The following is a 19760-nucleotide window of genomic DNA, read 5'->3' on the forward strand; positions in this document are numbered from 1 at the left end:
CGGATGCGTTTTTTTAAAAAAATAATTAAAAACTCCCGTTCTCAAGAAGACGGGATTTTTTTTGACAAAATCAGCAAAATTTTAGGTTTCAAACCACTTAATTTGGTTTATTACCAGAAAGCTTTTACACATCGTTCTACAAATAAAATTGGAGAAAACGGCTATCCTTTTAATTATGAGAGATTAGAATTTTTAGGAGACGCCATGCTAGGCAGTGTTATTGCAGCACATTTATACAACGAAGTACCAAGTGGTGATGAAGGTTATTTAACCAAAATGCGCTCTAAAATTGTAAGTAGAGAACATTTAAACGAACTAGGCAGAGATTTAAAACTAATTCAATTTGTTGATAGTAAAGTTAATCCTCAGCATTTTAGTGACAATATACACGGAAATATTTTTGAAGGTTTAGTTGGAGCCATTTATTTAGATAGAGGGTTTTCTTATTGTGAAAAATTTATTTTTAACAAAGTTATCCAACCTTATGTAGACATTCCTAAGCTTGAAGGAAAAGTTATTAGCTATAAAAGTTTAATTATTGAATGGTGTCAAAAAGAAAAAAAGAAGTTTGTTTTTGAAACTTTTGAAGATAATGGTACAGAAGAACAACGCTTTTTTGGAGTAAAGTTAGATATTGATAATAAAACTGTTGCAAAAGCAAGAGAAACATCAAAGAAGAAAGCTGAAGAGAAAGCTGCAAAAAGAGCTTATTTTGCTTTACAAGAAATTATTTCAAAAAAATAATTTTCTTAACACACACCCATTTCATAAATTGTATATTTACAAAAACAATTCACACAAATGGCCGTTCATAAAATTCAAATAGTTGACTTTTTATCAATTGATTATGAATTAATTGCCATTCATACATCAATAGAGGATTATAGACTCGCTTATTTTTTAAACAGAGAATTAAATATAAAGCTGTGCAAAAACAATTTAAACATTGCTATAGAAACTCAAGAAGGAAAAAGCTCTTTTAATCATTATTTTTATGATGATAAAAAAACAGACATTCAATGGAGTTTAATAGAAAACAAAACCACTATAAATTCTACTAATAAAAAATCAGCTGGTATATTTGAGAATATGGAAGTTAACGTATATTTAATCCCTGAATTTAAAAAAGCTGACTTCCTTTTAAAAATTGAAAATGTTGATTCGTTTTTTAAAACTAAAGAAGTAACAAAAAAAATAGAATCAATAAATAACGTTTCAATGTCATACTTAATTGATAAAGTAAACTTAAAATCAAAAAATAATTTAATATTTTAACTAAAATATAAATGAATAAAAAAACTAAAATTGTAGCAACTTTAGGTCCTGCTTGCAGCACTAAAGAAACTATTAAAGAAATGATTGACGCAGGAGTAAATGTTTTTAGAATTAACTTTTCTCATGCAGACTATGAAGATGTTTTAGCTAGAATAAATACTATTCGTGAATTAAATGCTGAATTTAACTACACAACATCAATACTTGCCGATCTACAAGGACCAAAACTAAGAGTTGGAGTAATGAAAGAAGATGTAATTGTAAGCAAAGGCGATAAAATTACATTTACAACTGCAGAAGACATATTAGGAACTGCAGAAAAGGTGTACATGAATTACAAAGAATTTCCAAAAGATGTAAATCCAGGTGAAAGAATTCTTTTAGACGACGGAAAATTAATCTTTGAAGTTGTAAAAACCGATAAAAAAACTGAAGTTGAAGCAATAGTTGTTCAAGGCGGACCTTTAAAATCTAAAAAAGGGGTAAATCTTCCTAACACAAAAGTTTCTTTACCAGCTTTAACAAAAAAAGATATAAAAGACGCATTATTTGCGATTGAAAATAAAGTAGACTGGATTGCACTATCCTTTGTTAGAACTCCCGAAGATTTAGAGCAATTGCAAGATTTAATTGTAAAACATTCTGACCATAAAATTCCAATCATTGCAAAAATTGAAAAGCCTGAAGCTGTTGAAAATATAGACAAAATTGTTGCTTTTTGTGACGGATTGATGGTTGCTCGTGGTGATTTAGGTGTTGAAATTCCAGCAGAACAAGTTCCATTAATTCAAAAGAAACTAATCCATAGAGCAAAGACAGCTCGTATTCCAGTAATTGTGGCAACACAGATGATGGAAACAATGATTACAAGTTTAACACCTACTAGAGCAGAAGTAAATGATGTTGCCAACTCAGTAATGGATGGTGCAGATGCAGTTATGCTTTCTGGAGAAACATCAGTAGGAAGTTATCCAGTTCAAGTAATAGAAACAATGTCAAAAATTATTAGAAGTGTTGAAGATTCACCTTTAATTAAAGTGCCTTTAAACGCTCCTTATATTAGAACAAATCGATTTGTAACAAAGTCTATTTGCTACCATGCAGCAATTATGGCCGATGATATAAATGCAAAAGCAATAACAACGTTAACCAATAGTGGTTATACAGCTTTTCAAATTTCAGCATGGAGACCAAATTCACTTATTTTAGTTTTCACTTCTAATAAAAGAATTTTAACTCAATTAAATTTACTTTGGGGAGTTAAAGCTTTCTATTATGATAAATTTGTGAGTACCGATGATACCGTTGAAGACATCAACTTAATATGCAAAGTACATGGACATGTTGAAAAAGGCGATATGATTATTAATCTTGCCGCAATGCCTATTATTAAAAAAGGTATGGTAAATACATTAAGAGTATCAGAAATCGAATAAATTTTATTTACATTTGAAATAATAAACATTTATAATTTTTTTATATGAAATTTGAATCAAAAAATCCTTTTTTAGGAAGTAAAGCATTTACTAATACAAGTAAAAATGCTGATGAAACAATTGCCATACAACAAGAAACAATGACTGTAAGTGGAGCGATTAACAAAAGTTTCATGTTATTATTTATGTTACTTACTACAGCGTGTATTACTTGGTGGTTAGCATTTAATGGTTATAATCCTCTAGTACTTACAATTGGAGGAGCAATTGTTGGTTTTATTTTAGTGCTTATTGCTGCTTTTAAACCTCATACATCTACTTGGGTCGCACCAGGATATGCTTTGTTTGAAGGTTTATTTATTGGTGGAATCTCTGCATTTTTTGAAGCATCATACCCTGGAATTGTAATACAAGCTGTAAGTTGCACATTTATTACATTCATTGTATGTTTTGCTTTATACAAATACAAAATTGTAAAAGTAACTGAACGTTTTAAATCTATTGTAATTGCTGCTACTTTAGCTATTATGACATATTATCTATTGTCTTGGATTTTGTCTTTTTTCATCACATTTGAGGCGGTTCATCATGGTAATTCATTAATGAGTATAGGAATAAGTGTTTTTGTAATTGTTATTGCAGCTTTAAATTTATTTTTAGATTTTGACGAAATTGAAAAAGGTGCGGCTAAACAAATGCCAAAATATATGGAATGGTTCAGTGCAATGGGATTAATGATTACATTAGTATGGTTATACGTTGAATTTTTACGTTTACTTTCTAAATTGTCAAGTAGAGATTAAGTTTAGCAAAGTTATAGATACAAAACCATCAATTTAACTTGATGGTTTTTTTATGGTTTAAAATCAAATTGCAATTGAACAGAAACACTTTTAGGGATTTCTTTAGCCTTCTTTTCTTCATTGTTCAAATTATTGACGGATATACCTAATAAACGAACAGAATCTTTTAATCTTTCTTGGTATAAAAGTTCTTTTGCTACATCAAATAACAAATGCTTATCACTAATATAATATTGAAGGGTTTTGCTTCTAGTTTGTAAAGAAAAGTCAGAATATTTGATTTTTAAAGTAATTGTTCGTCCTGAAATTTTACTTTTTTGCAATCGTTTTTCTAATTCGGTTGCGATATTTAATAAACGTTCTTCCATATAAATTTCAGACGAGAGATTTTCATTAAAAGTTCTTTCTGCTCCAAAAGATTTTACTGTTCTATTGGGTTTTACTTGACTGTTATGAATTCCTCTAGAAATATTGAAATAATATTGAGCACTATTTTTAAAATATTTTTCTAAATATTCTAAAGATTTTTGTTTTAAATCATATCCCGTAAAAATACCTAATTGATAAAATTTTTCGGCTGTTACTTTACCTATTCCATAGAATTTTTTAATATCTAATACTTCTAAAAAAGCTTCAACTTCATCTGGATTTACCGTTTTTTGTCCATTTGGTTTGTTATAATCAGAAGCAATTTTAGCTACAAATTTATTTACGGAAATTCCAGCAGAAGCAGTTAATCCAACTTCTTCAAAAATGCGCTTTCTAATTTCCTGAGCGATTAAAGATGCACTAGGATTATTTTTTTTATTCACTGTAACATCTAAATATGCTTCGTCTAAAGAAAGAGGTTCGACTAAATCTGTGTACTCAAAGAAAATTTTTCTAATTTTTTTAGAAATTTCTTTATATCTATCAAATCGTGGTCTAACAAAAATTAAATCTGGGCAATTTCTTTTGGCTTGAATACCACTCATGGCACTTCTAACTCCAAATTTCCTAGCTTCGTAACTTGCTGCACTCACAACACCTCTTGTTTCACTTCCACCAACAGCTAATGGTTTTCCTTTTAGTTCAGGAAAATCCATTTGTTCTACAGAGGCGTAAAAGGCATCCATATCAACATGAATTATTTTACGTTGTGGAAATGACATGTAATTCTATTTCTGTAAAATTATTAAATTACTTTATCTTTTAGTGGAAAAAAGAAGTTTAAAGGTGCTTTCTTAAAGTAATTAAAAATTGATTTATTCAATAAGTGCAATTCTGACAATGGAATATTTCTAGAGCGAAATGCCAAAAGCATTGACAAAGTAAAACTCACTATAAAATTGATAAAACCTATTAAGCCAATTCCAATTATAGACCAAAAAAACGACCAAAAATTAATGGTAAAATGACTTCCGTATAAACCCAAGGCAAAATTTCCACTAGCAAAAGTAATGTGACGAATATCTAAATTTAAACCAAAGAAAATGCCGAGTGAAGCCGTGCTTCCAAGAAAAATTCCAAACCATAAGTTTGAAACAACACCTGCCCAATTTTCATTCACCCAATTAGATATACTTTTTGTTTTTTGAATTCCAAATGTTTGTTTTAAAAAAGGGTTTTCTTGAATACGATAAGCTACTTGATAATGTTTGTTTCTGTTAGAAATATTACCAGAAATAATTCCTGATAAAAACAAGAAAACTCCAGCAATTGCAGCATGTAAAAGAGCTAAAGAATGAATGGGACTTAAATCAGATATTAATTTTTCGGCTTTTGCTTCCGCTAAATTAGTTCCTAATAAAAAATCTAAAAACCAAATTAGAAGTAAAGAAACAGGAAAAGCAAAAAGCACATTACCTACAAAAGCAATAAATTGTGTTCGAAATATACGTGCAAATAATTTGGCAAACGACTTATGTTTATCATTGGCTTGATTTTTATTTTTCATGCCTTCTTCTAATGTTTGTGCTATAGTTGCAGCTGTCATTGCAGGCTGTTTTGTAGCTAAAGTGTACCCTAATAAAAAAATTAGAATGAATCCAAAAGCATAATTAAAACTATATAAAAAAGCATGACCAAAAGCCGAAGTATCTACTTTTGAAAACAACAATTTAAATAAACACAAAAAACCAACAATAAATCCTCCACCAATAGCTTTATAAAACATGGTAAAATATTCTTTATAGCCATCTGTAATATATTTTTGGCCCGATTTTGCTGTGTGTTGTGTTATTTCATAAGAAATTAATTGAGTGCTTTCTAAAAATAATTTTCTGATATTATTTTTATAACAATTGTATCGAATTAATTTAAGCAAAATTAAGGTGCTGTTTCTAACTTTATCTTCTTCAATTTCAACTACTATTAACGGCAATAATTCTTTAATACGCACCAATTGTTGTCTAATGCGCAGTAAACTTTGATTAACCGTTAATGAAATTCCGTATTTAGAGCTGTTTAAAAAGGCTTTATCTACAAAATCATCACATTGTTTATGTAATAACAAAAGTTGCTTATAAACCAGCTCAGATGAATTAATATAATGATAATTATTAGTGCGAATAATATGTTCTAGATGATTTAATTCTTTTTCAAAACCTAAAAAAGGACTTTCAAAATTAGAATATTCGGGAACCATTTTTATTACATCATTTTCTAAAGCTCTTCCACTCATTCTTTGTGCTAAAATTTGCATCGCTAAAATGATTTCAGAAAAAGGGGTTTCTTCTTTTATGTTTCCATAAATATCTTTGAAACCTAACAATTCGTATACAATTACAATTTCGTTATAAGGAATCTTATTTATCCAAATTGGATCTGTACTTAAATAAAAAACCTGATTTAAAACAAATTGTAGCGTTCCTTTTTCGGGTTGAAAAGGTAAAAATTTATCAAAAATTCTTTTTTTAATTTCAGTTACAAAATGATTATCATTTAGAATTCCAGAATCGGTTAAAAGTCGAGAAAATTTATTCTTATTTACTATCGTTTTAAAGTAGTTTCTAAAAAGAGAAATGTAAACGGGATTATCTTTAAGAAAATTAATGAAATCTATTAATGAAACTTGTTGAATTTCTTTAGGTTTTTTTGGCCTAATGACATGAATTAAATCAACTAAAAACAATAGTTTTTCGTCGGCATAAGTATCCTTATCGAAATGATTTTCAAAGAGTTCCTTGATAGATTTATCCTGTTGAAACTGATGCCTTACATTCATAAATAGAATGAATTAGTTATTTTAAAAAATCATTTCTTAAATTAGTCGAAAATATAAAAAAAACAACACCCATGATAGAAATTGAACGCAAATTTTTAGTAAATTCAGATGTTTTTTTAAAGCAATATAAAACACGAAATAGAATTGTTCAAGGTTATTTGTCATCTGACCCGAAAAGAACCGTTAGAATTCGTCTTAAAGGAGAAAATGGTTATTTAACTATCAAAGGAGAAAGCAATGAAAGTGGTTTAAGTCGTTTTGAATGGGAAAAAGAAATTTCTTATACTGATGCTGAAAATTTATTAAGTATATGTGAAAAAGGTGTAATTGATAAAATTAGATATGAAGTAATTGTTGGTGTTCATGTTTATGAAGTAGACGTTTTTGCAAAAGACAATAAAGGTTTAGTTATTGCAGAGATTGAATTAACAAATGAAAATGAATCTTTTGAAAAACCAAGTTGGCTTGGAAAAGAAGTTACTGGTGACGAACGATATTATAATGCTTATTTAAGTAAAAATCCTTATAAAAATTGGTAGATTATTTTATTTCCGTCAAATACAAAAAATCTTTTGAAAGAATTCCTTTTAATCTTCTGGTGATGAAATATTCTAATGCTTCTTCTTTTGAATACTTATGTAAAAAATTATTTTTCCAAATTCTTTCATCAAAATATTTGAAATTAACTTCACAAAATAAGAGTAGATTTACGTTTGAGTCTATTTGACTTTCTTTCTGAGCTTTTTCTAATAAAGGTAAAATAAAATCATCTATTAAAGCATTTCTATTAGCCACATATAAACACATAATTTTATTGTGATATTTCTTTAAACTTACAATAAATATTGGCTCAATGCTGCTCACAATTTCAATAGCTCTTTTATAAATTAAGATGATTTTTTTAATTGGATTTTCTTCACTTTCTAGTATCTCTTGAACATCTTTTAAATAATCATTCCACAATAAATTAACTGCTTCAGTGATGAGAGCTTCTTTATTTTTGAATAAAGTATAAAGGGTTTTTTTAGACAATCCAAATTCATTAGCAATATCATCCATTGTAATAATTTTGCTTCCATTTTTAAGAAAATGATTTAATGCTTTTTGAATTATTTCTTCTCTCATTTTTAATTAAATTAAAATCCCTGCTTTCGCAGGGATTTTTTAAATCAATTACCTCCTCCTAATGCTTTATAGAGATTAATAACAGCATTAAGTTGTTTATATTTATTGTCTATGTAATTTATTTCTGTATTTAGAGCATTGTCTTTTGCAGTTAAAACTTCTAAATAATTTACCATTCCATACTTTAACAATTCGTCAGAATAATCAGCTGCAGCTTGAAGTGCTACCAATTGTTTCTTACGAATAGTTAACTTTTGAGTTTCGTTTTCATAATTTGCTAAAGCATCGGAAACTTCTTTACCTGCTACTAATAAAGATTTTTCAAATTGCAAATAAGCTTTTTGTTGATTTGCCTTGGCAACTTCTAAACGTGTTTTGTTTTGTCGTTGATTAAAAATTGGTTGTGCTAAACCTGTTATTACGTTCGCAAAAATTGATTTAGTACTAAACCAGTCTTCCAACTCTAGAGCTTGTAAACCTCCTGTTGCAGTTAATGTTAACGAAGGATAAAAATAGCTTTTTGCAACATTAGTTAATTCAAATGAGTTTCTAAAATTTAGCTCAGCAGTAATTACATCGGGTCTTTTACTCAATAAATAAGTTGGCAAACCTACTTTTATATCGGTATTAATTTCTTGATTTTCAAAAATTGAACGTTCAACAGTTCCTGGTGTTTTACCTAAAAGTTGATTAAATGAATTTTCTAAAACCTTACGATTATACTCTAAGTCTTTTAAAATGATTTCTGTAGCATATTTTTGAGCTTCTGTTTGTTTTACAGCCACTTCATTTACGCTTCCAGATTCTTTTAAGGCTTGTATTACTTCAACACTTTTAACTCGGTTTTCAATAGTTTTAGTTACTACATTAATTTGCGCATCGGTAGCTAATAATTGATAATATAAAGAAGCAATGTTGGCTACCAATTCTGTTTGAATAGCTTGTTTAGCCGCTTCTGTTTGTAAATATTGAGCTACCGAAGCTCTTTTATTACTTCTTATTTTTCCCCAAATATCAGCTTCCCAAGATAATTTTGCAGACAATTCATATTGATCTATACTACTAAATAAAGTCCCAAATTGACTATTCTCTGAAGTTTCTTGATGTGTCCAAGTTGCGTTTCCATTAATTGTTGGAAAATAACCTGCTTTTCCTTGCTTCATCATGGCTTCAGCAGCTGCCATATTTTGCAAAGCAATTTTCATGTCTAAATTATTTTGCAAACCTTCAGTAATATATCCTTGCAATTTTGGATCAGAAAAAAGTTTATCCCAAGATACCATTGCTAAAGATGTACTATCTATAGCTTGTTCTGTTCTATAAAGGTTGTCTATATTAACTTCTGGCTTCTTGTAATCTTTAGCTACAAAACATGATTGTACTACAAACATGGTAAAAACTATAAGACTTCCTTTGATTATATGTTGTTTTTTCATGATAATTACTTATAAATTTTCAGTATCTTCTTTAGTGGTTTCAATAGTCTTTGTACTAACTTTTTCTTGTAAAGTTTGGAAGATGATAAATAAAACTGGAATAACAAAAACCCCTAAAATAGTTCCAATTAACATTCCTCCAATTGCTCCAGTACCAATAGCTTTGTTTCCAACAGCTCCAGCACCTTTTGCTAACATTAACGGCAATAACCCAAGAATAAAGGCAAACGATGTCATCAAAATAGGACGTAAACGAGCCGTAGCTCCTTGAATTGCAGCTTGTGCAATACTCCAACCTTTTCTACGGGCTTCTGCTGCAAATTCTACAATTAAAATAGCATTCTTAGCCAATAAACCTATAAGCATAATCAAAGTGATTTGAAGGTAAATATTATCACTTACATTAAATAAATAGGCAAAAATGTAAGCACCTGCTAAACCAACTGGCAATGATAATAACACTGCAAACGGCAACATATAACTTTCATATTGAGCAGCTAACAAGAAGTACACAAATATCAAACACAACATAAAAATATATAATGTTTGACTTCCAGCACTGATCTCTTCACGTGTCATTCCAGAAAACTCATAACCATACCCTAATGGTAAACTCTCAGTAGCAACTTCTTGTACAGCTTGAATAGCATCTCCAGTACTAAATCCATCATTAGGAGCACCTGTAACTTTTACAGAAGTAAATAAATTAAAACGATCAATTGCCTGAGGACCAAATACTTTTTCCAATGTTACAAATTGTGAAATTGGAGCCATTTGGCCTTTATCATTACGTACCATAACGCTATTTAAGGAAGCAGGGTCAGCTCTAAAATTAGGGTCAGATTGATAAACAACTCTATATTGTTTTCCGAATTTATTAAAGTTAGAAGCGTAAACTCCTCCATAATACCCTTGCATAGTACCTAACACATCTGTAACTGACAAGCCAGCTTTCTTAATATTTGGTACATCTAAGTTAATTAGATATTGCGGATAATTAGGTGAAAACGAAGTTGCAGCATATTTAATCTCTGGACGGCTATTTAAAGCAGCTAAAAACTTATTATTTACATCACTTAATTCTTTAATAGTTCCTCCTTTTTGATCTTGTAATTGAAATTCAAATCCATTGGTAAATCCAAACCCTACCAATGTTGGACGTCCAAAAAACAATACTTTTGCATCTTTTACAACTGATGCACGTTTAAACAATTCCCCAACAACAGCCGTAATTTCTTGGTTAGCATCAGGACGATCAGCCCATGGTTTTAGTTTTACGATAACCATTCCATAATTGCTTCCGGTACCACTAATTAAACTTCTACCAGATATACGTAAAACTTCTTTAATCTCGGGAATATCTTTTACTTGATTTTCAATTTGCAATAACACCTCTTCTGTTCGTTCTAATGAAGTTCCTGGAGGAAGTGAAACATCTGATAAAATTGCTCCAGTATCTTCCCCTGGCACAAATGCTTTGGGTGTAATGTTTAAAAGTAAAATAAATATTCCTGCAAAAACAGCAATCCCCAAAAAGGCAACCCATTTGCGTTTAATAAAAAATTCAACTCCTCTTTTATATTTTACAGTTGTAGCTTCAAAACCAACGTTAAATGCGGTATAAAAACGTTGTAAGAATCCTTTTTTCTTTTCTTCTTCACTATGAGGCTTTAAGAAAATAGCACATAATGCAGGTGATAATGTTAAAGCATTAACAGCAGATAAAACAATAGCTACAGCTAAGGTTAATCCAAATTGCTTATAAAAAACACCCGCTGACCCACTAATAAATGATACAGGGATAAAAACAGCCGACATAACCAAAGTTATAGAAATAATAGCACTACTAATATCGCCCATTGCACTATGAGTTGCTTTTTTAGGGTCGTGTTCTCCAGCTTCCATTTTGGCATGCACGGCTTCCACAACTACAATAGCGTCATCCACTACGATTCCAACAGCAAGTACTAATGCAAATAGTGTAAGTAAATTAATTGTAAAACCAAATATACTTAGGAAAAAGAAAGTTCCAACAATGGCAACAGGTACAGAAATAGCAGGAATAAGCGTAGACCTCCAGTCTTGTAAGAATACAAAAACCACTAAAAACACTAATAAAAATGCTTCAATTAAAGTGCTAATTACTTTTGAAATAGATTCTTCCAAGAAATCATTAGCATTAATCAAAGTTGCATAATTTACACCTTTAGGAAAATTAACTGATGAATTGTCTAAAACTTTTAAAGAACCTTCTATTACTTCTTGTGCATTTGAACCAGCAGTTTGAGCAATAGCTATGGCTACTGATTTATTACCGTTAGTATTCGCACTACCAGCATAGCTAACAGCTCCTAATTCAATTCTAGCCACATCTCCTAAACGAAGTACTTCTCCATTTTCAGTAGACTTAACTACAATATCTTCAAACTCCTTTGTACTTTTTAATCTTCCTTTATATTTTAAAGCATATTGAAATGTTTGATCACCGCTTTCACCTAATTGTCCAGGTGCAGCTTCAATATTTTGTTCGGCCAACAAAGCAGTTATATCCGATGGTACTAGACTATAAGAAGCCATGATATCTGGTTTTAACCAAATACGCATTGAGTAATCTCTTTGTCCAAATATTACAGCATCTCCAACTCCAGCTACACGTTTAATTTTTGGTAAAATATTGATGTTGGCATAATTTTGAAGAAACGTATCATCATATTCCGGATTTTCACTGTAAAGTGAAACAATTAAAATATTATCACTTTGCTTTTTTGAGGTGGTAACTCCGGCTTTAGTTACCTCTTGTGGAAGTAATGAAGTTGCTCTAGATACTCTATTTTGAACATTTACCGCTGCCAAATCTGGATTTGTACCTAACTTAAAATAAATATTAATGCTGGCAGAACCATCATTATTAGACGTGGAAGTCATGTAACTCATATCTTCCACACCATTAATTTGTTCTTCTAAGGGAATTACAACCGAATTCATTACAACTTCTGCACTAGCTCCTTGATAACTTGCCGAAACCGTAACCGTTGGAGGTGCTATTTCTGGATATTGAGATACTGGAAGAGTAATTAATCCTAAAATTCCCAATATCACGATAATAATAGAAATTACCGTTGACAATACAGGTCTGTCAATAAATTTTGAAAACATAATTGATTGGTTTTTTGATTATTTTTTAGGCGTATCTAATTCTTTTAAACTGGTAATTTCTGGTTTTATTGGAGTTCCTTCTGTAATGATACCGACACCTTCAACTAAATATTTATCATTGGCATTCAATCCTTTATCAACTACGAAATATTTTCCACCTGGTACTGGGCGTACTTCGATAGGAACAAATTTAACTTTGCTTTCACTATCAACAATTAAAGCAATTCTTTTATCTTGTAATTCGATAGTGGCACTTTGTGGAATTAAAGTCACATCTTTTAAATTTGTAGGAATTTGAATTGTTCCACTACCTCCAGAACGCAAAAGTTTATTTGGGTTTGGAAAACTAGCTCTTACATTAAACGAGCCTGTTTGTGTATTTGCTTGACCGCTGAAAGTTTCGATTTTTCCAGTTTCTTGATAAATCGATCCATTACTTAAAACCAAATTTATTGCTGGCATTTTTTTAATTTTATCTTGAAATGATTTTCCTTCAGCATTCATCATAATATCTAATTGCTCTTTTTCATTGATTGAAAAGTAAGCATATATTTTACTGATATCTGAAATTCGTGTTAAGGGTTCTGCGGTTTGACTACTTACATAACTACCTATTCTTAGAGGTAATGTTCCTACAATTCCGTTTACAGGGCTTTTAATTGTAGCATAGTTAATTCTTGCAACTATACTTTGGTAGGTGCTTTTTGCATTAGCTAAATTTGCATTAGCTGTTGCTAATTGAACATCACTAATGATCTTTCTTTCAACAAGTGGTTTTAATCTGTTAACTTCAACTAAAGCGGCATCAACTTTTGCTTTAGCGGCAGCGGCATCTTGAGTAGCGGTTTGGGTTTCTAATTTAAATAGTATTTGTCCTTTTTTTACTTCTTGACCTTCATCTACATAGATTTTTTCAATATATCCATCTACTTTTGGACGAATTTCTATATCGGTAATTCCCTCTAATTTAGTTGGATATTCTGCTAAAAGTGTTGTGTTTTCATTTGATACTTGAACGACCTTATAAGACATTGGAGTATTTTCCTTTTTAACATCTTGCTTATTGTTGCAAGAAAGCAAGCTAATTGTTAGTATTAAGCTGCTTAAAAAATATGCTTTCTTTTTCATTTTGATACTATTTTTTATTGGATTGATTTTTTATTTCTATTTCTTTAAAATTGTTTATTGTAGTCATTAAAAGTTGTTCCGCTTTTAACATATGCTCCCGATATGCATAACTATTTTGCAAATTAATTTCTTCCTGTGAGCAAGAGATGTTTTTTTCTCTATACCTTATAATTTTATCAATTAGAATTTTTTCATTATTTACTAAGGTTAAATAATTATTCAGTCGTTGACTTAAAGGAGCGGCTTTAAAATATTTTTTTCTATCCCCAATTTTGGTGAAATAGTTTATTTTATCCATTTTTTGAAGCAAGTTTAGGTTTGTTGAAATTGAACTTTTACTAGCTTGCATCTTTTCAACTAATTCTTCAAAGGTTAAACCACTTTTACACCCATCAATAATTAATGTACCTAATATCCTGGCTGCTAAAGGTGGAATGTTATAAAGCTGTTCGAAGTGTACTCCAAACATTTCAATAATCTCTTGTTTTTCTGCCTCCATCTTGATTATTTTTTTACAAAGATAAATTTGGTTCACAAATTACCGAACTAACCGAACATAATTTTTTGTTAAACTTTATAGCAAAAAAAAAATCAGCTTTCGCTGATTTTTATTCTTTTATTATTTCAAGGTTTACTATTAAACCTCCTCTTTGTTTGTTTTTTGCAATTTCCATGAAGGCCTTTTTGGAGAGGTCGATTTCTCTTCCTTTTGTAAATGGACCTCTATCGTTAATTGTAACGATAACAGATTTATTATTTACCGTATTGGTTACCTTTAGTTTTGTTCCAAATTTTAAGGTTTTATGAGCTGCAGTATATTTAGAATTACTAAACACTTGTCCACTTGCTGTTTTTCTTCCATTTAACTTATCTGAATAATAAGATGCATGAACATTTTGTTTGTATAATTTAGTTTTATGTGTTTCTAAGCTATCTTGAAAAACAGAAAGAACTATATCTTCTTTTTTAAAAGAACGTTCTTTTAAAGAAAAACTAAGGGTAAAAAACCCTAAAAGAATGATTAAAAAATATCTTAAATACTTTTTCATAAAAATTTTTATTTAAGATTTTTCAAAAATAGTGCCAATTAGTTAAACCAGCTTGCCCAAGGTAATCTAGCTAATATTAAAACTAACCCTAACGTATAAAAGAGAGCAATTTTCTTAAATTTACCATTATTACTTTCTTCTTTTTTATGTTTAGACCAACCTATAGTGATTAAAGCAATTGCTATAATATTTATTAACGGATGCTCTATAGAAGTAAGTCTTAAAGCAGCGTCTTTCATATTCCCTGCAGAATCAAAACCTAAAGGAGAAATAAAATAGAGTATCAATCCAATAAGTAATTGAAAATGAGTTAATATTATGGTAAATAAAGAGATTCTTAAATCTTTTGTGCTAAATACTCTTTTTGAAACTACTCCAGAAATGGCATTAATAGATGCTAAAAGTAAAATAGATAAAACAATATAAGCAAATATTGAATGTGCAGGTTGTAAAATTTGATACATAAATAGGTGTTTTAGTTTAACAAATATAATTAAATATTAATTCTTAAATTCATTTAATAAAAAAGAAGTTGAAGCGTCGTGATTTGATTTTACACCAAAGTTTAGCTCTTTTATTATTGTAGATGCCAATTTTTTTCCTAGCTCAACTCCCCATTGATCATAACTAAAGATGTTCCAAATAACACCTTGAACAAATATTTTATGCTCATACATTGCAATTAGTGAACCTAAATTTTCAGGCGTTAATTTGTCTATCAATATAGTATTTGAAGGCTTATTACCTTTAAAAACTTTAAAAGGAGCCAGTTTTTGAACCTCTTCAAAAGAGCAGCCTTCTTTAGTTAATTCTTCCTTTACCTCTTCTAATGATTTTCCGTTTAACAACGCTTCTGATTGCGCAAAAAAATTTGCCATAAACTCATTATGTTTATGCATTGAAGCAGAAAGTGGTTTTTTAAAACCTATAAAATCTACAGGAATAATTTTTGTTCCTTGATGAAATAACTGAAAAAATGCATGTTGAGCATTCGTTCCTGGTTCTCCCCAAACAATTTGAGAAGTTTGGTAATTAACCTCTTCACCATTTCTATCAATGTTTTTTCCATTACTTTCCATTACACTTTGTTGTAAATAAGAAGGTAATTTTTGTAAATATTGCGAATAAGGAATCACCGCTTCGGTCTCAGCTTTTAAAAAATTATTGTTCCAAATACCTATTAAAGCAAGTAAAACAGGTATATTTTTATCAAAAGATGATTCTTTAAAATGCAAATCCATTTCATTTGCTCCTTTTAGTAATTTTTCGAAATTATCAAAACCAAGACTTAAACTTATTGTTAAACCAACTGCACTCCATAATGAAAAACGACCACCAACCCAGTCCCAAATAGGGAAAACAAAATTTTTATTTACCCCAAATGACAACGCTTCTTCTACATTCGCTGTAACTGCAACAAAATGATCATCTGCGCTTATAATTTTATCAGAACTCAACAACCACTCTTTAATTAAACGAGCGTTATCTATAGTTTCTCTTGTAGTAAATGTTTTAGAAACTACTACAATTAATGTAGTCTCTGGATTTAATTTTTTTAATACTTCTTGAACAAAGTCAGCATCAGCATTTGAAATAAAATGCGTTTGTAAGTGATTTTTATAATAGCTCAATCCATTTACAACCATTGACGGGCCAAGATCAGAACCACCAATACCAATATTAATAACATCAGTAAATACCTTTCCTGAGTTTCCTTTTAAATTTCCTTTTATAACTTGATTAGAGAATTTTTCAATCTCTCTTTTAACTCTATAAACTTCAGGAACAACGTTTACTCCATTCACTAAAAAAGATTCTGTTTCTTTAGCACGTAAAGCCATATGAAGAACTGCTCTATTTTCAGTTTCATTTATGTTTTCTCCTTGAAAATAAGAAGTAATACTTTGTTTTAAATTTAACTCATTGGCTAAATCTATTAAAAGCTCTTTGGTTTTATTATCAATTCTGTTTTTAGAATAATCCAGTAAAAACTGTTCCCATTTTACATGAAAGTTTTCTACTCTTGAATCATCAAGAGCAAAAAAATCATTCATTTCTGAATTCTTTATTTTACCAAAATGTTTTTCAAGTGCTTTCCAAGCAACTGTTTGGGTAGGGTTTATGTTGGATAGAATCATTATTAATTAACCTCTATATTATCTAATTCTTCTTTTAAAGGTTTTATATATTGTAAATATTTTCCTTTAACACTTTCGTTCATAGGTTCGGTATTCGGTAGTTTTAAACGAAGTGGATCAACTTGAACTCCATTTTTCCAAAAACGATAACAAACATGAGGTCCTGTAGCTAAACCTGTACTTCCAACTTTACCAATAATTTGACCTTGCGTAACATGTTGACCTCTTTTTACCAAAATTTTAGACATGTGAAGGTATTGTGTAGAATATGTACTGTTATGTTTTATTTTAACATAATTTCCATTACCAGCCGTGTAACCTGTTCTTTCAACAACACCTGTTGCTGTTGTTTTAATTGGTGTTCCATGAGCTGCAGCATAATCTGTTCCGTTATGTGCTTTCCATCTTTGCTGTACAGGGTGAAATCTTCTTCCTGAAAACTTAGATGATATTCTAAAGAAGTCTAAAGGCGCTTTAAGAAACATACTTTTTAAGCCTCTACCATTCTCGTCATAATAACTGTATTCTTTTTGAGAATCAGATGTTTTGTAAGGAAAAGCATAATATTTTTTTCCTTTGTGTTCAAAAAAAGATGATTCAATTCTTTCAACACCAACATATATAGAATCTTCAATGAATTTTTCGTAAATAGTAACTGCAAAATTATCATCTTTTTGAATTTTGAAAAAGTCAATTGAATAAGCGTATACACTAGCTAACTTTGGCGCTAAAGAAGCGCTCACCCCAGCTTTACTTAAAGTTTCAGACAATGAACCATCAATTTTAGCTGCAATTGTTCTTCTTTTAATTGTTGTTGGCCTTTCCTTATTAACTACGCTTACTGAGTCTCTAAAATCGATAAGTGTATAGTTAATTTTATTATTTACATAAACAAAAGCTTTTATATTTTTTGGATTTTCTTTATCTAAAAAAATAAAATAAGGCTTACCTGCTTTAATTGTTCTTGGATTAAATGAACTTCTAATTTTATCTGTTACTTGATGCACATTTAAACTATCAGGAAAAATATACTTATCCATTATTGTCCCAAAAACATCTCCCGATTTAATAGTATCTTTTAACACTTCATAGTCATTAAAGGTAAGACCAAAGTCTTTAACTATAACTTCTTTTTTTTGTTCAATAATTGGCGTAGAATCTTCTCCCTTTTCTTTTATACAAGAGGCAAAAAGGCTTAAAAAAATTAATGCAGATAAATATTTCAATTGTAATGTTTTTTGTAATTATAAATTTTCTCCCCAGTTATCCATTTCTTCTTTTGTCCATAATTCAGGAAAGAAAATTCTTTTTTGATATTTTGGTAACATGTATTTTTTCCAATCACTTCCGCCTGTAGCTTCATGATTCCCTGGAACACTTTCAATATATTTTTTAGCAGCATTAAAATGACCCATTACCCATGTAATATTGACCGTTTCATCGTAATGACGCATTGCTTTAATAAGTTCTGTATTTTGTTGATCTGCTTCAGGAAGTTCCTTGAATTTTCTCCAAACATTTATGGTGTTATATTCTTCCATAAAACTCAAGAACATTTTTTTGTATTTCTTTTCAAAACCTGTTAAAAGAAATGATTTTTCACCTGTATGATAATCTTTACCTGCAGCTTGCCAATATAAATGTTCAAAAGCATGATCGTAAGGCGTATTTCTGTCAATATTGTCTCTAAATCTTCTATCAATAAGGTTAATTAAATCAGTAGAAGCAAATTCAATCAATCTATATTGTGCACTTTGAAAACCACTTGCAGGCGTTAAAGTATTTCTAAATTTTAGATACTGCTCAGGCTCCATACCATCCATCATAATTGTAAAGGAAGTGGTAAGCATATCAAAATATCTACTAATTCTTCCTAGTTTTTCTGTAAAAAAAGAAGTTGATGGTTTTTCTTTATGAGACAATTGGTCGATTTCCCATAAAATCATTTTAAACAACAATTCGTTTACTTGATGATACATGATAAACACCATTTCATCTGGTAAAGTTGTTCTTTGAATTTGCAGATTTAAAAGAGCATCCGTTTGAATATAATCCCAATAATTTATTGGTTTAGACCAAAGAAGTCCTTCTAAATGTGTTTCTGTATTTTGATTAATATCAGAGAATTTTTTTTCAATTTTTTCTAATTGATCTTTATATTTTTCTAATTCCATTATTTTTTTACTTTTAAAGTGCTTTTTAAACCTTTAAATGTTTCAATATCTGCTTTTAAAGAACCTACTGCTAAACTAGCTTTTAATCTTATTGGAATTTTGTTTTCATCATCTGATATCCAAACAGTTAAACTCTCATCTTCCTTAAAAACTCTTCCTGCTTGTACATAAGGTCTAAATATCATACAAGAAACTTTACCAAATTTAGTTTTTATATCCTCTCTACCAAGAAATTTTAACTTAAACTTTGTAATTTCATCGTCAAAAAACATGTCTATATAAATAGCTTCTCCTGTTTTTAATTTATCAATTTTTGGGTGATTTCTTAAATAATAAAACGCTGAAACAATATCTTGAACATCTTCAGTTACAGAAAATGTTTTTTCTGTATTCTTTTTATAATCTTTAACCAATACAGTATTGCTATTTTGATTAAAAAAGCCTTCTTGATGTTTGGTATAACCGCCTTCATCAATTTTTCTTAAAAACTGATAAGGTTTATTAGTGGTTTTATCAAAATAACTTTGATAATCATCATCTACCTCAAAGAAAAATTTTGTCATTCCAACAGTATACCCCTTTCCTATAACGTGATGTACTTTTTTATTGTTTTTGACAGCTTCCTTTACTTCTAAAGTAGCGTATCCAGCATTAACTAAACCATAATGAATTCTTAATTTAATAAATTCACCGGTTGTGTAAGATTTTTCTTGCGACACAAAAGAATTTGTAGTAATGAAAAGCAGTAATAAAAGTCCTATTTTTTTCATAATTTATTCGTTTTGTATTATAAATTGCAATTTCTGTTCCAAAAATACTAAAACAAAAAAACCCA

The 19760-nt window shown here is 29.6% G+C and carries 18 protein-coding genes; 5 read left to right on the forward strand and 13 right to left on the reverse strand.

What is annotated here, in order from left to right; translation table 11 throughout:
- Positions 1–3: 3 nt before the first annotated feature.
- The 4 genes from rnc to OLM55_RS02830 are packed head-to-tail and all read left to right on the forward strand — an operon-like array spanning position 4 to position 3514.
- Entirely contained in the window at positions 4–744 is a 741-nt protein-coding gene (gene rnc, locus OLM55_RS02815) for a ribonuclease III (protein ID WP_264559903.1), read from the forward strand.
- A 57-nt stretch (positions 745–801) separates the two neighbouring features.
- Entirely contained in the window at positions 802–1275 is a 474-nt protein-coding gene (locus tag OLM55_RS02820; RefSeq protein WP_264559904.1) for an IPExxxVDY family protein, read from the forward strand.
- A gap of 11 nt (positions 1276–1286) precedes the next feature.
- Entirely contained in the window at positions 1287–2711 is a 1425-nt protein-coding gene (pyk, locus tag OLM55_RS02825) for a pyruvate kinase (RefSeq protein ID WP_264559905.1), read from the forward strand.
- 44 nt (positions 2712–2755) lie between these two features.
- The gene (locus OLM55_RS02830) at positions 2756–3514 is read left to right on the forward strand and encodes a Bax inhibitor-1/YccA family protein (RefSeq protein WP_264559906.1); all 759 of its coding nucleotides are present in this window, start codon (positions 2756–2758) and stop codon (positions 3512–3514) included.
- A gap of 50 nt (positions 3515–3564) precedes the next feature.
- Here OLM55_RS02830 and dinB read toward each other — a convergent pair whose 3' ends face one another.
- Both dinB and OLM55_RS02840 read right to left on the reverse strand, forming a co-directional pair.
- Positions 3565–4665: a DNA polymerase IV gene (gene dinB, locus OLM55_RS02835; RefSeq protein ID WP_264559907.1), complete on the reverse strand. Its 1101-nt coding sequence runs from the start codon at positions 4663–4665 to the stop codon at positions 3565–3567.
- A gap of 23 nt (positions 4666–4688) precedes the next feature.
- The gene (locus OLM55_RS02840; RefSeq protein ID WP_264559908.1) at positions 4689–6719 is read right to left on the reverse strand and encodes a site-specific recombinase; all 2031 of its coding nucleotides are present in this window, start codon (positions 6717–6719) and stop codon (positions 4689–4691) included.
- 71 nt (positions 6720–6790) lie between these two features.
- On the opposite strand from OLM55_RS02840, the gene OLM55_RS02845 reads away from it, so the two are divergent.
- Positions 6791–7258, forward strand: coding sequence for a CYTH domain-containing protein (locus tag OLM55_RS02845; protein WP_264559909.1), 468 nt, complete (start codon positions 6791–6793; stop codon positions 7256–7258).
- Position 7259: 1 nt separating this feature from the next.
- Here the strand turns inward: OLM55_RS02845 and OLM55_RS02850 are convergent, their stop codons facing one another.
- The 11 genes from OLM55_RS02850 to OLM55_RS02900 all read right to left on the reverse strand — a co-directional run bounded on the left by OLM55_RS02850 (position 7260) and on the right by OLM55_RS02900 (position 19695).
- Positions 7260–7844: a TetR/AcrR family transcriptional regulator gene (locus OLM55_RS02850; RefSeq protein ID WP_264559910.1), complete on the reverse strand. Its 585-nt coding sequence runs from the start codon at positions 7842–7844 to the stop codon at positions 7260–7262.
- A 44-nt stretch (positions 7845–7888) separates the two neighbouring features.
- A complete protein-coding gene (locus OLM55_RS02855) occupies positions 7889–9280 on the reverse strand; it encodes an efflux transporter outer membrane subunit (RefSeq protein WP_264559911.1) in 1392 nt (463 codons plus the stop codon).
- Between the two features lie 9 nt (positions 9281–9289).
- Positions 9290–12436 (reverse strand): efflux RND transporter permease subunit, encoded by a 3147-nt coding sequence (locus OLM55_RS02860; RefSeq protein ID WP_264559912.1) that lies wholly within the window; start codon positions 12434–12436, stop codon positions 9290–9292.
- An 18-nt stretch (positions 12437–12454) separates the two neighbouring features.
- The gene (locus OLM55_RS02865; protein WP_264559913.1) at positions 12455–13564 is read right to left on the reverse strand and encodes an efflux RND transporter periplasmic adaptor subunit; all 1110 of its coding nucleotides are present in this window, start codon (positions 13562–13564) and stop codon (positions 12455–12457) included.
- Between the two features lie 7 nt (positions 13565–13571).
- On the reverse strand, positions 13572–14063 hold the full coding sequence (locus tag OLM55_RS02870; protein ID WP_264559914.1) for a GbsR/MarR family transcriptional regulator: 492 nt from the start codon (positions 14061–14063) through the stop codon (positions 13572–13574).
- 109 nt (positions 14064–14172) lie between these two features.
- The gene (locus OLM55_RS02875) at positions 14173–14613 is read right to left on the reverse strand and encodes a septal ring lytic transglycosylase RlpA family protein (RefSeq protein ID WP_264559915.1); all 441 of its coding nucleotides are present in this window, start codon (positions 14611–14613) and stop codon (positions 14173–14175) included.
- A gap of 38 nt (positions 14614–14651) precedes the next feature.
- A complete protein-coding gene (locus OLM55_RS02880) occupies positions 14652–15077 on the reverse strand; it encodes a hypothetical protein (protein WP_264559916.1) in 426 nt (141 codons plus the stop codon).
- A 36-nt stretch (positions 15078–15113) separates the two neighbouring features.
- Entirely contained in the window at positions 15114–16751 is a 1638-nt protein-coding gene (pgi, locus tag OLM55_RS02885; protein WP_264559917.1) for a glucose-6-phosphate isomerase, read from the reverse strand.
- Between the two features lie 2 nt (positions 16752–16753).
- A complete protein-coding gene (locus OLM55_RS02890) occupies positions 16754–17977 on the reverse strand; it encodes a M23 family metallopeptidase (protein ID WP_264559918.1) in 1224 nt (407 codons plus the stop codon).
- Positions 17978–17995: 18 nt separating this feature from the next.
- Positions 17996–18925: a tryptophan 2,3-dioxygenase family protein gene (locus OLM55_RS02895; protein ID WP_264559919.1), complete on the reverse strand. Its 930-nt coding sequence runs from the start codon at positions 18923–18925 to the stop codon at positions 17996–17998.
- Entirely contained in the window at positions 18925–19695 is a 771-nt protein-coding gene (locus OLM55_RS02900) for a DUF3108 domain-containing protein (RefSeq protein WP_264559920.1), read from the reverse strand. The genes OLM55_RS02895 and OLM55_RS02900 overlap by 1 nt, the downstream gene beginning before the upstream one ends.
- Positions 19696–19760: the final 65 nt, after the last annotated feature.

The organism is Flavobacterium sp. N2270 (assembly GCF_025947225.1).
Lineage (GTDB): Bacteria > Bacteroidota > Bacteroidia > Flavobacteriales > Flavobacteriaceae > Flavobacterium.